Origin of the sequence: Streptomyces sp. NBC_01546 (assembly GCF_045208355.1) — a bacterium.
Taxonomy (GTDB): domain Bacteria; phylum Actinomycetota; class Actinomycetes; order Streptomycetales; family Streptomycetaceae; genus Streptomyces.
This window is the reverse complement of sequence record NZ_CP109379.1, coordinates 1,689,609-1,703,471: the sequence shown is the minus strand read 5'-3', so window position 1 is coordinate 1,703,471 and position 13,863 is coordinate 1,689,609. Positions and strand designations below refer to the sequence as shown.

General features: G+C 72.3%; 12 protein-coding genes and 1 riboswitch. Of the genes, 5 read left to right on the top strand and 7 right to left on the bottom strand.

Going from position 1 to position 13,863, the window contains the following annotated elements:
• The first annotated feature begins 73 nt into the window (after positions 1-73).
• The 4 genes from OHA89_RS08135 (at position 74) to OHA89_RS08120 (ending at position 5,018) form a co-directional block, all read left to right on the top strand.
• Entirely contained in the window at positions 74-1,504 is a 1,431-nt protein-coding gene (locus OHA89_RS08135; protein WP_406365784.1) for an amino acid permease, read from the top strand.
• 52 nt (positions 1,505-1,556) lie between these two features.
• Positions 1,557-2,006: an SRPBCC family protein gene (locus OHA89_RS08130; RefSeq protein ID WP_257553432.1), complete on the top strand. Its 450-nt coding sequence runs from the start codon at positions 1,557-1,559 to the stop codon at positions 2,004-2,006.
• A gap of 139 nt (positions 2,007-2,145) precedes the next feature.
• Positions 2,146-3,207, top strand: coding sequence for an ATP-binding protein (locus OHA89_RS08125; protein WP_215146692.1), 1,062 nt, complete (start codon positions 2,146-2,148; stop codon positions 3,205-3,207).
• Positions 3,204-5,018, top strand: coding sequence for a DUF2201 family putative metallopeptidase (locus tag OHA89_RS08120; RefSeq protein WP_406365782.1), 1,815 nt, complete (start codon positions 3,204-3,206; stop codon positions 5,016-5,018). The genes OHA89_RS08125 and OHA89_RS08120 overlap by 4 nt, the downstream gene beginning before the upstream one ends.
• A gap of 5 nt (positions 5,019-5,023) precedes the next feature.
• Here the strand turns inward: OHA89_RS08120 and OHA89_RS08115 are convergent, their stop codons facing one another.
• Together OHA89_RS08115 and OHA89_RS08110 are read right to left on the bottom strand one after the other, a co-directional pair.
• Positions 5,024-6,610 (bottom strand): RNA polymerase sigma factor, encoded by a 1,587-nt coding sequence (locus OHA89_RS08115; RefSeq protein WP_257553430.1) that lies wholly within the window; start codon positions 6,608-6,610, stop codon positions 5,024-5,026.
• A 216-nt stretch (positions 6,611-6,826) separates the two neighbouring features.
• Entirely contained in the window at positions 6,827-7,588 is a 762-nt protein-coding gene (locus OHA89_RS08110) for a class I SAM-dependent methyltransferase (protein ID WP_215146689.1), read from the bottom strand.
• Between the two features lie 57 nt (positions 7,589-7,645).
• A riboswitch (ZMP/ZTP riboswitch) is annotated at positions 7,646-7,740 on the top strand.
• A gap of 73 nt (positions 7,741-7,813) precedes the next feature.
• On the opposite strand from OHA89_RS08110, the gene OHA89_RS08105 reads away from it, so the two are divergent.
• Entirely contained in the window at positions 7,814-8,659 is an 846-nt protein-coding gene (locus OHA89_RS08105) for a bifunctional 5,10-methylenetetrahydrofolate dehydrogenase/5,10-methenyltetrahydrofolate cyclohydrolase (RefSeq protein ID WP_215146742.1), read from the top strand.
• Positions 8,660-8,792: 133 nt separating this feature from the next.
• Here the strand turns inward: OHA89_RS08105 and OHA89_RS08100 are convergent, their stop codons facing one another.
• The 5 genes from OHA89_RS08100 to OHA89_RS08080 all read right to left on the bottom strand — a co-directional run bounded on the left by OHA89_RS08100 (position 8,793) and on the right by OHA89_RS08080 (position 13,856).
• Positions 8,793-9,950 carry a DUF6545 domain-containing protein gene (locus tag OHA89_RS08100; protein WP_266613862.1) on the bottom strand — a complete coding sequence of 386 codons (1,158 nt, stop codon included), beginning with the start codon at positions 9,948-9,950 and terminating at the stop codon, positions 8,793-8,795.
• A complete protein-coding gene (locus OHA89_RS08095; protein WP_406365781.1) occupies positions 9,947-11,446 on the bottom strand; it encodes an NAD(P)/FAD-dependent oxidoreductase in 1,500 nt (499 codons plus the stop codon). The genes OHA89_RS08100 and OHA89_RS08095 overlap by 4 nt, the downstream gene beginning before the upstream one ends.
• Positions 11,447-11,518: 72 nt before the next feature.
• Entirely contained in the window at positions 11,519-12,097 is a 579-nt protein-coding gene (locus OHA89_RS08090; protein WP_406365780.1) for a toxin-antitoxin system, toxin component, read from the bottom strand.
• Positions 12,094-13,131, bottom strand: coding sequence for a hypothetical protein (locus tag OHA89_RS08085; RefSeq protein WP_266613860.1), 1,038 nt, complete (start codon positions 13,129-13,131; stop codon positions 12,094-12,096). Before OHA89_RS08085 ends, OHA89_RS08090 begins: the two co-directional genes overlap by 4 nt.
• Positions 13,132-13,340: 209 nt before the next feature.
• On the bottom strand, positions 13,341-13,856 hold the full coding sequence (locus OHA89_RS08080) for a hypothetical protein (RefSeq protein ID WP_257553424.1): 516 nt from the start codon (positions 13,854-13,856) through the stop codon (positions 13,341-13,343).
• Positions 13,857-13,863: the final 7 nt, after the last annotated feature.

The window sequence follows — 13,863 nt, the reverse complement described above, 5'->3', positions numbered from 1 at the left end:
TGGTGCGTCCTGTGCGGTGGTCAACCATGGGTCGACCTGCCCATCATGTGAGACAACTCGAGGCGCACCACCGATGACCAGCACCGCAGCACCGACCACGGAGGCCACCGCAGCCGACGGGGTCGCAGCTTCCGACCAGGCCGCCGACCGGGCCGACCGGGCCGAAGCCCCCGAGCCCGCCGCAGGCGACCCGCACGCCCGGCGGTTCGGACTGCCCGTCGCGACCTGTCTGGTCATGGGCAACATCATCGGCGGTGGAATCTTCCTCCTGCCCGCCTCGGTGGCCCCCTTCGGCACCATCAGCCTGGTCGCCTTCGCCGTGCTCACCCTCGGCGCGGTCGCCCTCGCCCTCGTCTTCGGCCGCCTCGCCCAGCGGCACCCGCAGACCGGCGGCCCGTACGTCTACGCCCGCGCCGCGTTCGGCGACTTCGCCGGCTTCCTCGCCGCCTGGAGCTACTGGATCACCACCTGGGTCTCCAACGCGGCCCTCGCGGTGGCGGCCGTCGGCTACCTCGGCGTGCTCTTCCCGGCGATCGGCGCGCACAAGTGGTCCATGTGCCTGGCCGCCCTCACCGTGCAGTGGCTCCCGGCGCTCGCCAACCTGGCCGGGACCCGGTACGTCGGCGCCGTCCAACTGGTCGCCACCGTCCTGAAGTTCGCCCCGCTGCTGCTCGTCGCGGTGGGCGGTCTCCTGTTCTTCGACCCGGCCAACCTCGGCCCCTTCCGGGCCACCGACCAGAGCGCGATCGGGGCCGTCTCCGCCTCCGCCGCGATCCTGCTGTTCAGCTACCTGGGCGTCGAGTCCGCCGCCGTCAGCGCCGGCGAGGTCCGCGACCCCGCCCGCAACGTCGGCCGGGCCACCATCCTGGGCACCGTCGGCGCGGCCACCGTCTACCTGCTGGGCACCCTCGCCGTCTTCGGCCTGGTCGCCCACGACACCCTGGTCTCCTCCCAGGCCCCCTTCACGGACGCCGTCAACGCAATGTTCGGCGGCACCTGGGGCGGCACGGTGGTCGCCTGCGCGGCCGTGATCTCGATGGTCGGCGCCCTCAACGGCTGGACCCTGCTCAGCGCGCAGACCCCGTACGCCGCCGCCAAGGACGGGCTCTTCCCGAAGGTCTTCGAAACGAAGAAGCGCGGTGTCCCGGTGGTCGGCGTGGCCGTCACGGTGGTCCTCGCCTCCGGCCTGACCGTCTACAACTACACAGCGGGCTCGGAGGGCGTCTTCGAGATCCTGGTGCTGGTCACCACCTTCACCGCGACCGTCCCGTACCTGCTCTCCACCGCGGCGCAGCTCTACTTCCTGCTCTCGGGCCGGTCCGAGCGCGTGCACCGGGGGCGCCTGATCCGCGACGGCGCCCTCGCAGGCCTGGCCTTCGCCTTCTCCATGTGGCTGGTGGCCGGCTCCGGCTACGCCGCCGTCTACCAGGGCGTGCTCTTCCTCTTCGCGGGCGTCGCGGTCTACGCCGTGATGGCCGCCCGCAGGCGCCGCGCGGCCGCCTGACCCGCGGTAATTTGGAAGGAGAGGACGGTAAGGGGGGCTCTAAGGGGTCGCCATGTCCGCGATCAGCAAGAGCATCGACATCGACCGCAGGCCCGAGGACGTCTACTCGTACGTGACGGACCCCACGCACCTGCCCGAGTGGCAGGACAGCGCCGTGTCCGCCGTACCGATGGGTGACCTCCCCGTCCACATCGGTTCGCGGGTCGTCGTCATCCGGCAGGTCGGCAAGCGCAGGATCCCCACGACCATGGAGTTCACGGAGCTCGATCCGCCGAGGAGCTGGCACATCCACGGCCTCGACGGGCCGGTCCGGCCGGACGTACGGGGCCGCATCGAACCCCTCGACGGCGGGACGCGCTCGCGCGTGACCCTGTCCGTCGACTTCGAGGGCCACGGCATGGGCAGGGCACTCGTCCCCCTCGCGGTCAAGCCCATGCTCCGCAAGGAGATGCCCCGCAGCGAGGAGAAGCTCAAGCACCTGCTGGAGCACTCCGCGAGCTGACTCCGGGGCTTTGGGGGTCTCGGGGGCCTCCGGGGCCTCGGGAGGCCTTGCGGGCCCGGAAAACAGGATGCTCCGGGTGCCGTGGTGTGCCCACACTGGCCGCACCACAGCACCCGAACTCCCGAGGACATCCACGCCCGTGCAGGCTGCCGTCACCGTCACCCCCGCCCAGATCCCCGAACTTCTCCTCGGCCTCGCCACCGTGCGGCCCGTGTTCCTGTGGGGCGCGCCCGGCATCGGCAAGTCCTCGCTCGTACGGAAGTTCGCCGACTCGCTCGGCCTGGAATGCGTCAGCCTGCTCGGCACCCAGCTCGCCCCCGAGGACCTCATCGGCGTCCCGCAGATCCGTGACGGCCGGTCCGTCTTCTGCCCGCCCGAGGCCATCGCGCGCGACGAGCCGTACTGCCTCTTCCTCGACGAGCTCAACGCCGCGAGCCCCGACGTCCAGAAGGCCTTCTACTCGCTGATCCTGGACCGCCGGATCGGCTCCTACGAGCTGCCCGCGGGTTCCATCGTGATCGGAGCGGGCAACCGCGCCACCGACAACGCGCTGGCCCGGCCCATCGCCTCCGCCCTCGTCAACCGCCTCACCCACGTCCACCTCCAGGCGTCCGCGCGGGACTGGCTGGTCTGGGCCGGCGAGAACGGCATCCACCCCTGGGTCACCGACTACCTCACCGACCGCCCCGACCACCTCTGGTCGCAGCCGCCCAAGACTGAGGAGGCGTTCTCCACCCCGCGCTCCTGGCACATGCTCTCCGACGCCCTGCACTCCTTCGGGACGGAGCTGGACGAGCAGACCCTGAAGGTGATCGCGCACGGCACCCTCACCCCCGCGCACGCCGTGTCCTTCTGCGGCTACGCCAAGATCGTCCGCCATACCTTCGGCATCGAGGCGATCATGAAGGGCGACGCTTCCTGGCCCGGCCGCCTCGCCGACCGCGATCTCCTCTACTACCTCGCCGAGGCCTTCCGAGGCCGGCTGCTCAAGGAGCTCCCGGCGCAGAAGGAACACGTCTCGCCCGCCCTGCGGCAGTCCGCGTACCGCTTCAAGTCGCTGCTCGTCCAGCTCGCCGAGATCTCCGTCGAGGTGGCCCAGACCGTCATCGCCGACGACGCCGACGGCCTGCCCGTACTCCCCTCCTGGTTCCTCGTCGAGGCCGCCCGGGACATGCCCCGGCTGGTCGAGGCCCGCCGGTGAGCGGCGCCCGCTCCCGCGGCAAGGCCGCCCCGCCGGACCCGGCCGCCGAGGCCTACGCCGCGGGACTCCTGCTGGTGAAGCGGAACCCGGCCTTCGCCGCCCTCGAGGTCGAGTTCTGCCGCCGCAAGAACTGCCGGCTGTGCCCGGCCGAGGGCCTGGCCGCCGTCGATTCCAACGGCCACGTCCACGCCCATCCCACCCGCCGGGCCGAGCCCGCCGAGTGGGCCTGGGCCCTCGCCCACTGCCTCCTGCACCTGGGCTTCGGCCACGTCCCGGCGGCCGAGGACCGCCACCGCGCCCAGCCCGACCCCTACGACCGGGCCGCGCGCTGCACGGTGGTCAACCGCTTCCTGCTCACCTTCCCGGCCGGCCGGGCCCCGGAGCACCTCCCCGCCGCGTACCCCGGCGGGGACGAGGAACAGCTGGCCGCCCGCTGGCGGCGGGACGGCATCCCGCCCGCCCTCGCCCTCTGCGGTACGGCGGGAGGCGAGTCCGACCAGTGGCTGCTGACGTGGCACCGCTCCAGCCTCAACCGGGTCCCCGACTGGCAGACGGCCTTCGCCGCCGCCCTGACCCGCAGTGTCTCCGCCGCCATGGACGTCGCGGGCGGCCGCCGCGACCGGATCACCGGCGAACGCGTGGCGCAGCGCCCCTGGGACCGCGCGCTCAGCTGGTTCGTCTCCTCGTACCCGCTGCTCGGCGGGCTGGCCGCCGGTCTGACCGTCGTCGCCGACGCCGAGCTGGCCCGCGCCCAGAACATCTCCGTCGCCGCCGTCAGTGCCACCGCCGGGGAGATCTACATCAACCCGCTGCGCACGTTCGGGGACGAGGAGTGGCGGTTCATCCTCGCCCACGAGATGCTGCACGCCGCCCTGCGCCACGGCGAGCGCCGCGGCGCCCGCGACCCGTACCTGCACAACGTCGCCGCCGACTACGTGGTCAACGGCTGGCTGGTGGAGATGGGCGTCGGCGAGATGCCCGAAGGGCTGCTCCACGACCCCGCGCTGCGGGACCTGTCAGTGGAGGAGGTCTACGACCGCATCACCACCGACCTGCGCCGCATGCGCCGCCTCGCCACCCTGCGCGGCAAGGGCCTCGGGGACATCCTGGGCGAGCCGCTGCCCCACCCGGGGAGCGGCCCGTACACGGACCTCGACGAGTTCTACCGGCGCGGCCTGGTCCAGGGCTTCGACCTGCACGCGTACGGGGAGCGCGGCCTGCTGCCCGCCGGTCTGATCCAGGAGATCCGGGCGCTCGCCCACCCGCCGGTGCCCTGGGACGCCCGGCTCGCCCGCTGGTTCGACGAGTACGTGCCGCGGCCCGTGCCCGTACGGTCCTACGCCCGCCCGGCGCGCCGCCAGGCCTCCACCCCGGACATCCCCCGCGCGGGCCGTTGCTTCCCGCCCGAGGAGGTGGCCCGCTGCACCTTCGGAGTGGTGCTCGACACCTCGGGGTCGATGGACAGCGCCCTGCTCGGCAAGGCGCTGGGCGCCATCGCCTCGTACGCCGAAGCCCGCGACGTACCGGCGGCACGCGTCGTCTTCTGCGACGCGGCGCCGTACGACGCGGGCTATCTGCCCCCGGGTGAGATCGCGGGCCGGGTGAAGGTGCGAGGCCGGGGCGGGACCGTACTGCAACCGGGCATCGACCTGCTGCAGCGGGCGGAGGACTTCCCGCCCGGGGCCCCGGTGCTGGTGATCACGGACGGGTGGTGCGACACCCTGCGGATCCGGCGCGAGCACGCCTATCTGGTTCCGCAGGGTGCCTCCCTGCCGTTCACGCCACGAGGGCCCGTCTTCCGGCTGGCCTGACCGGTTTAGTCCAGGTAGTCGCGCAGCACCTGCGAACGCGACGGGTGGCGCAGCTTCGACATGGTCTTGGACTCGATCTGGCGGATGCGCTCACGGGTGACCCCGTACACGCGGCCGATCTCGTCCAGGGTCTTCGGCTGGCCGTCGTTGAGGCCGTAGCGCATGGAGACCACGCCCGCCTCGCGCTCGGAGAGCGTGCCCAGGATGGACTGGAGCTGCTCCTGGAGGAAGGTGAAGGAGACCGCGTCCGCGGGCACGACCGCCTCGGAGTCCTCGATGAGGTCACCGAACTCGCTGTCGCCCTCCTCACCCAGGGGGGTGTGCAGGGAGATCGGCTCGCGGCCGTACTTCTGGACCTCGATGACCTTCTCGGGGGTCATGTCGAGTTCCTTGCCCAGCTCCTCCGGGGTGGGCTCGCGGCCCAGGTCCTGGAGCATCTGGCGCTGCACGCGGGCGAGCTTGTTGATGATCTCGACCATGTGCACCGGGATGCGGATGGTGCGCGACTGGTCGGCCATGGCACGCGTGATCGCCTGCCGGATCCACCAGGTCGCATACGTGGAGAACTTGAAGCCCTTGGTGTAGTCGAACTTCTCCACGGCGCGGATCAGGCCGACGTTGCCCTCCTGGATCAGGTCCAGGAAGAGCATGCCGCGGCCGGTGTAGCGCTTGGCGAGGGAGACCACGAGGCGGAGGTTGGCCTCCAGCAGGTGGTTCTTCGCACGGCGGCCGTCCTCGACCAGGATCTCCAGCTCGCGCTTGAAGGCGGGCTTGTGGTCCTCCTCCTCTTCGAGCTTGTACTCGGAGAACAGGCCCGCCTCGATGCGCTTGGCGAGCTCGACCTCCTGCTCGGCGTTGAGGAGCGGCACCTTGCCGATGAGCTTGAGGTAGTCCTTGACGGGGTCGGCGGTGGCACCGGCCACCATGACCGTCTGCGCCGGGGCGTCGTCCTCGTCGTCGTCGGACAGCACGAAGCCCTGGGTGCCGCCGGCCTTGGGAGTCTCCTCCTCGGCCTCGTCGGCGAGGTCCTCGGCTGCCCAGTCCTCGCCCTCGGCCGCGGGGGTCTCGCCCTCGTCGGCGTCCTTGGCGCTGGTCTTCTTCGCCGCCGTCTTCTTGGTGGCGGTCTTCTTCGCGGCGGTCGCGGTCTTCTTGACCGTCCGCTTCTTCGGCTCGGCGGCGGCCTCGGCCGTCGCCTCGTCCTCGGTGGCGGGGGCCGACGGAGCGGATATCGCCGCAGCGGTGGCCGGGGCGGCGGCCGAGGCCTTGCGCGCGCCGATGGGGCGCGGCGCCGCGGCGGCCTTCTTGGCCACGGTGCGGGCGGGGGCGGCGGCTGCCTTGCGGGGCTTCTTGGCGGCAGCCTTGGTGGCGGGGGCGGCGCTGACGTGGAGGGCGACACCCTCCTCGTCCAGGACCTGGTTCAGGCTGCGCAGGACCCGCTTCCACTGGTCCACCGGGATGCGGCCGGCCTCGAAGGCCTGGCGCACGTCGTCACCGTTGATGTGACCCTGCTCGCGGCCGCGCTCGACGAGCGCGACGAGGGCCTCCGATTCGGCGATCTCCGGAGGGAACGTACGGGACGGGCTGAGCGACACAAGGAGCCTCTCGTTGCGAACAGATATGGGGTGGGCGGGACATCATCGCGCGGACTCGGGAAACAGACCCGAGGGGGGTCTGTATTCCGGGGCCGCGCGAGGACACCTGTCGGTTCATCGCATGCCCGAGTCGATTCGTTACGCGCTGAATTGAGTGACCTGCGCCACGCTGTGGCCGCGCAACCTAATCGGCGTGGATCCGTCCGCCCTCATTCGTCATCCCGTTTTGCGGGCTTCGATGAGGAAGCGGGCGGTGTGCGCGACGAACGGGCCTTCGTGTTCGATCTGTTCGTGCAGCTCGCGCAACCGGTCCCGGTACTGCCCGACCGTGAAGCCGGGCACCATCCAGATCACCTTCCGGAGAAAGTAGATCACGGCTCCGATGTCGTGGAACTCCGTGCGCAGCCGTTCCGAGCGCAGATCGACGACTTCGAGGCCGGCTTTGGTGGCGTCGGTCACCGCGTCGTCGGGGTGCCGGCCGCGCCGGATCTCCTCCGGCTGCGGGCCGAGGAAGAACTCGACCAGCTCGAAGACGCTCGCCGGACCGACCTGCTGGGACAGGTACGTGCCGCCGGGCCGCAGGACCCGCGCGATCTCGTCCCACCAGATGGTCACCGGGTGCCGGCTGGTGACCAGCTCGAAGGCCTCGTCGCCGAAGGGCAGCGGCGGCTCGTCTGCGTCGGCGACCACCACCGCGCCCAGCGGGTGCAGCAGCCGGGTCGCCCGCTCGATGTTCGGCGGCCAGGACTCGGTGGCCGCCATCAGCGGGGGCAGGGGCCCCGCCCCGGCCAGCACCTCACCGCCGCCGGTCTGGATGTCCAGCGCGGACCGGACACGGGCCAGGCGCTCGCCGAGCAGCCCCTGGTAGCCCCAGGACGGGCGCTGCTCGGTGGCCCGGCCGTCGAGCCAGGAGAAGTCCCAGCCCTCCACGGAAACCGACTCGGCCTCTGCGACAAGATGGTCGAAAGTGCGCGTCATGCATTGATCGTCGCAGGTCGGACCCAGGCGAACCACCGGATATGTCGACTACAGTGGTCGGCGGGCCGTGACTGGCGTTCGGGTGGATCACCACCGGGGAGCGGCCCGGCGTACGTGTCGTACGCCGACTGCCGCGCGCCTGGGCGAACCGCGAACCGCGATACGCAGCGACGTTCAGGAGACCCCGTGACGACTGCCCAGACTGCCACTGCCTCTGCCCAGCTGATGGACGGCACCGCCCTCGCCCGCCGCATCTCGGAGCAGACCGCCGCCTACGCGGCCAAGATCACCGAGCGCACCGGCACCGCGCCCTGTCTCGCGACCGTGCTGGTCGGTGAGGACCCCGCCTCCGTCACCTACGTGCGCATGAAGCAGAACCGTTGCGCCAAGGCCGGGATCACCTCCCGCCACGTGGAGCTGCCGGCCGAGACCACCACCGAGGAACTGGTCGCCACCCTCACCGCGCTCTCCGAGGACCCGGAGATCAGCGGCATCCTGCTCCAGCACCCCGTCCCGCACCACATCGACGAGCGCGCCGCCTTCGAGGCCATCGCCCCCGGCAAGGACGTCGACGGCGTCACCATGCACTCCTTCGCCGCCATGGGCTTCGGCCTGCCGGGCTTCGTCTCCTGCACCCCCGGCGGCATCATGCGCCTGCTCGCCGCCTACGACGTGGACCTCACCGGCAAGCACGCCGTGGTCGTCGGCCGCAGCGCGATCCTGGGCAAGCCGGCCGGGATGCTGCTGCTGGAGCAGAACGCCACCGTCACCTACTGCCACTCCCGCACCCGGGACCTTCCCTCGATCGTGCGCCAGGCCGACGTGCTGGTCGCCGCCGTGGGCAAGGCCGAGTTCATCCGCGGCGAGGACATCAAGCCGGGCGCCGTGGTCCTGGACGCCGGGTACAACGAGGGCAACGTCGGCGACGTGCACTTCGAGTCCGCCGCCGCCCGCGCCTCGCTGATCACGCCGGTACCGGGCGGGGTCGGCCCGATGACCATCGCCGTGCTGCTGGAGCAGACCGTCCAGGCCGCCGCCGCGCAGGCCGGGCTGGCCCTCGCGGACCTCTGAGTCCCCTGAGAGCCGAACGCCCCGGGCCCTTGGGCCCGGGGCGCCGTGCTGTGCCGGAGCGGGTGCCGCGGCGGGTGCCGCGTATCCTGCGATAACGGGCCGGAAGACCGATCCGTGCCCCTTGCCCCGGGGCTCAGGTCCCCGCCGTGGCCGCCTCACGGGCCGCGGCGACGATGGGGGAGGTCTGGAACTCCCGGGCCAGGGCGTCCAGCGGTCCGCTGCCCAGCCGGTACGGGTCCGGGTGCCCGCCCTGCCCGGCGGCCGCCCTGCGCCGGCAGGCCGCGGCGAGCATGGCCGCGTCCGCGACCACGGCCGCCCGGGCCTCGCTCAGGCCTTGCCCGCGCGCCGCCTCGTACGCCGTGAGCCGCACGGCGGGGTCGAACCAGGAGGCCAGCGCCAGGATGCCGTCGTCGATGACGGACTCGCGGTGGATGAGGCGGATCCCGACCGGTGACCACCAGGCCAGCGGCACGGTCCGTACCCGGGCGGCCGCGCATCCGCGCAGCGCCTTCCACAGCGGATGCAGCCGCCGGTACCGGCTGAAGTCCTGCCAGGCCGCCGACCCGCCGGCCAGCGGGACCAGGAACCCCGCACCGATCATCAGGGCCGCCCCGGAGGCCAGCCACAGGGCCAGGTCCGCCGAGACCACCCAGTCCCGGCCGGCCCAGCGGGCCGCCACCGAGGCCCACTTCGCCCCGAGGTAGGTCAGGTCCAGCAGCCCGCCGAACACGATCAGCGCCAGCCCGGTGCGCAGCGGGCGCAGCGATCGGTCCGCGTGCCACAGCCACTTCCCGCACAGCAGGGTCAGCGCCGAGGTTCCGACGGTGTGGGCCAGCAGGAAGCAGACGACCATCTCGCGGATCCACGGCGTCGTGGCGTAGTACGTGTCCAGGTCCCGGACCCGTTCCACCGGCGCGTCGCCGATCACGAACAGCACGACGATCGCCACGGTCGCCGCGCCGTACGTGGCCACGGTAAGCCGGGTGGCCCGCCGCACGGTCGCGGGCGGGCCGCCGCGCCACTGCAGGACCAGTACCACGCACGTCCCCGAGAAGACGGTGATCAGACCGAAAACCAGCGGCGCGGAGAAGTTGACCACGCCGGTGAGCCGGTTGACCTTGGAGATCGTCGACGGCGACGCCAGGAACGTGAGGGGGGCGCCCACGACCAGCAGCGCGCACGCGGCCCGGATCAGGGGCTGGTCCCAGTCCCTGCGCAGCGTCGGCGCCTTGATCAGCAGAGCCAGGATCATGACGGATCCCGGCAGGTAGAGCAGGAGTCCGCCGCTCACCGGGCCTGTCCGACGGGGTCGGCCGGGCCGACCGGGTCCGACGGGTCCACCGGGTCCACCGGGTCCACAGGGCCCGTCACGGGTCCGGACGGGCCGGGCACCGGGCCGAGCCCGGCGACGGCCCGCTCGGCGGCGGTGAGGGGCGGCGCCTTGAGAGCGTCCCGGTCAGAGGCGCGCAGGACGTGCCAGACCACCGGAGGGCTGAGCCAGTGGGTGGGCGCGCTGCTCATGGTGAGCACCTTGAACAGGGCGGCGGTGAGCGCCTCGTGGGTGGTGGCCCCCGTCATCAGCCGGTTGACGTAGGCGTTGAGCAGGCCGGTTCCGGCGCGCGGCTTCATCCCGGTGGCCCCCGGGTACAGGATGTCCTGCGAGGTGGCGAGCTCCCAGGCGGTGCTCACCTGGGGGGCGATCGCGCGCTGCGCCTCGCGGCCGAAGCCGGGGTGGGCGAGCCCCTTCTGCCGGAGCAGGGAGCGTACGGCCAGCAGCCCCTGGGCGGCGACCGTCATGCCCTGCCCGTACAGCGGGTTGAAGGTGGCGACGGAGTCGCCGACGGCGAAGAAGCCGTCGGGCAGGTCGGCCTTCTCGAAGTAGATCCGGCGGTTGGCGGTGCCCTGGGTGACGGCGACGTCCGTCAGGGGCTTCTTGCCCTCGAGGAGTTCGCCGACGATCGGGTCCCGTATGCCCTTGGCGAAGGGGATGAACCGGTCGGGGTCGCCGGTCGGCTGGCCGCCGCGGGTGCCGGAGAGGGTGGCCTGCCACTGGCCGTTCTCGATGGGCACGATCGTGGCCGTCTGCCCGGGGACGGGCACCCGGGGGTCCGACTGCACGTTGACGATGGGGAAGCCCATCTCGTGGGCTCCGGCCGGGGCTTCGAAGATCCTCGTCGCGTAGACGAGGCCGGAGTCGACCTCGGCCTGCCGGATACCGGTCACGCCCAGTGCCTGGAGCCAGGTCCGGGCGCGCGAGCCGCGTCCGCTCGCGTCGACCACGAGGTCGGCGGCCAGCAGCAGGCCCTCCTCGTCCGCAGTGTCGACCCGGACGCCGGTGACCCGGGCCGCCGTGCCCTCCAGTGCGCGTACCCGGCTCTGCTCGAGCGTGGAGACGCCCTTCAGGCCGGTCACCCGGGCGCGGACCACCGAGTCGAGGAGGTCGCGGCTGCAGGAGATGTTGAACTGCTTCTCCCCGCAGCGCGGGATCCAGCCCTGCGCGGTCTTGGTCACCAGATCGGTGGGCAGGCTGCGGCGGATGGCGCCCGCGCCCGTCCAGTCGTCGGTGATGCCGGGCAGGATCTTCTCGATGGCGCGGGCGCCACCGGACCACAGGAGGTGGGTGTGCCGGGCCTGCGGGAGTCCGCGCCGCGGCGCCGGGCCCTCGGGCAGCGGGTCCGCGTCGACGACGGTGACCGTCGCGTACTCGGCGAGTACGGCGGCCGCGAGCAGGCCGGCCAGACTGCCGCCGATGACGACGGCGTGGCGGGGCGGGGAAGACTGGGTCATCGTGTCGTGCTCTCTGTCAGGGCCGTGCTGAGGGCATCGGCGCGAGGGTTGCGGCGGCTGGGCGGGCACCGGTCACCGGCGTGACACGGGGCTCCCCCAGCCGAGCGAGGTCTTGATGCGCTCGATCGCCTCGGGGAACTGCTCTTCCCGGGGTGGTGGCAGGTACGGCCTGAGCAGCTTGCCGAGGTGCAGGCCGAAGATCTCGGCCCGGATCTCCGCCGGATCCCCGTGGTCGGCCCGGGCGGCGGCCTGCCGGATCACCTCGGTCAACCCGGTCTCGGAGTAGAGCAGTTCGGAGAGGTCGCCGTGGCGCCCCGTCAGCCGCGCGGCCACCGCCATGCCCGGCCCATGGCTGCCGCAGGTTCCCTCGTCGACGTGCCACAACTCGTGGCTGGCGATGACGAGCTGGTGTTCCGGACGGGTGCGCTCCTCGATGACCAGCAGGTCGCGCTCGTCCATCTCCAGCCACAGCCCGCTGGCTGTGTCGGGCGGGAAGGAGGCTAAGCGGAAATCGACCTTCCGGCCGCCGCGGCGGCGGGCGTAGGCGGCGCACAGGCCGCCGATGATCTCGCTGACATCGGCCGGGGGCGTGAGGCGGGCGTCGGCCAGCAGATCCGCGGCGAGGCTGCGCATCGCCCGTGTGGTCCTCATGGCGTTCCCCCCTCGGCGGTCGGGCCGGCGGTCGTCGGTCCCGCGGTCGTCGGATCCGCGACGGTGTCGGGGCCGGCCGGACGGCCGAGCTGGCCCTCGCGGGCGAGCAGATCGTCCAGGTGGTCGGCGAGGGACTTCCAGCCCCGCGGGGAGAGCCGTCCGGCCCGCGTGACGATGCTCCGTACGTCGTGCGCCCGCATCACGGCGAGCATCGGGTTCTCCTGCCGCCGCTCCGCGGACTCCAGTTCGCGGGTGAGGGCGGTGAGGGCGGTGGCGAGCGCCTCGGCGTCGTCGGCCAGCAGGAAGCCGCCCTCCACGCCGAAGAACCGCTGGATCCCGGCGGCCGCGGCCAGGTTCGGCAGGCCCTCGCCCTGGGCGAGGCGGGTCAGCGACTGGCCCGACGCGTCGAAGGACTTGGCGATGGCCGCCAGTGAGTGGGCCTGCCCGTCCTCCCGTACGCGGGTGCGGCGCAGGTGCTCGAACCGCTGGTGCACCTGCTCCTTCAACGGGAGCCGGGGCGGCTTGCCGTCGAGGGTGAGCCGGATGGCCTGGGGGGTGATGCCGGTGAGGTGGGAGAGGTGCTCCAGATCGTCGCGACCCTCCGAGCTGAGGGCGAGGGCCCGCTCCACCGCGCTCTTGCTGTCGGCCAGCAGGAAACCGGCGTAGACACCGAAGAAGCGCTGCACACCGGCCGCGTGACCGAGCCGGAGCAGTCCGGTCCCCGCGTTGAGGGGGCCCAGAGAGGCCCCGGGTGCGTCGAAGTCGTCCGCTATGGCGGCGAGCGGCCACTCCCGGCCGTTCTTGTCGCGGCGGGTGGCGCGCAGCCGCAGGAAGCGCTGGTGCACGCGCTGTTCGAGCGGCAGCTCGGCGGCCGTACCCGCGATGACCCCTGGAATCCGGGCGGGTTCGACCCCGGAGAGGTGACTCAGCCGCGCGGCGGCCAGTACCTGGGCCGGGTCCTGCCCGCCCCGCTCCGACAGCTCCTCCACGCGATGCCGGAGCGCGGCGAGATCGGTTCGGGCGGTGGCTCGCACCGGCTGCTTCTCCGTAAGTCGACAAGACGTTCGAGGGTTTGGGCTGCGTGAAGCCTAGCCTCCCGCCTTCAGCCGAACCAGCGGTAACGCAACATTTCCTGCCGTACGGCTCAAAAAAGGTTGGCATCGCCGTGGAGTTGGGGCAGGGCCGTGAAAGAGGCGCCCGGCGGGCCGTCGGCCCGCCGGGCGCCTCGTGCGCTGTCAGCGGTTCAGCAGGAGATCGTGGATCCGTCGAGTGCGGATTCCACGGTCACGGTGAACTCCTTCGGCCCGTCGGCCCCCACCCGGAGCAGAGCCGGCGCGCCGGCCACCTCCTTGTGGAAGCACATGCCGAGGCCGCTCCGGAACCCGTCCGGGGCCTGCGCCCGGGTGCCGACCGCCTTCCATCCTTCCTTCCTCGCGGTGTCCCAGTAGTGGGCGACCAGCGACTGAGCGTCCACGTCGTGGAGGTAGGCGCTGTCCGCGGCGACCCAGGGGTCGCCGCTGTCGTCCATGCACTCCACACCGGTTCGCTCCGCCACGGGCGTGGTACCGGCTGGGGCGGCGGGCGCCGCGGCCGAGACCTGAGCCATGCGCTCAACCGCCTTGTTCTCCTCGCACGAGCCTTCCGACCCGTAGAAGAGCAGGTACATCGACCCGGCCAGCAAGGCGAGGCCGGTCAGGCAGCCGATGGTGACGGCCAGGCCCAGAAACAGCCCGCGACGCGGGGAATGTGCCGTGATCAAGGGGTTC

What these genes read in the sequence shown, in the direction of transcription:
- OHA89_RS08105 (WP_215146742.1), top strand. Translation starts at nt 7,814, where the DNA reads ATGGACGGCACCGCCCTCGCCCGCCGCATCTCGGAGCAGACCGCCGCC.
- OHA89_RS08135 (WP_406365784.1), top strand. Translation starts at nt 74, where the DNA reads ATGACCAGCACCGCAGCACCGACCACGGAGGCCACCGCAGCCGACGGG.
- OHA89_RS08130 (WP_257553432.1), top strand. Translation starts at nt 1,557, where the DNA reads ATGTCCGCGATCAGCAAGAGCATCGACATCGACCGCAGGCCCGAGGAC.
- OHA89_RS08095 (WP_406365781.1), bottom strand. Translation starts at nt 11,446, where the DNA reads ATGACCCAGTCTTCCCCGCCCCGCCACGCCGTCGTCATCGGCGGCAGT.
- OHA89_RS08110 (WP_215146689.1), bottom strand. Translation starts at nt 7,588, where the DNA reads ATGACGCGCACTTTCGACCATCTTGTCGCAGAGGCCGAGTCGGTTTCC.
- OHA89_RS08090 (WP_406365780.1), bottom strand. Translation starts at nt 12,097, where the DNA reads ATGAGGACCACACGGGCGATGCGCAGCCTCGCCGCGGATCTGCTGGCC.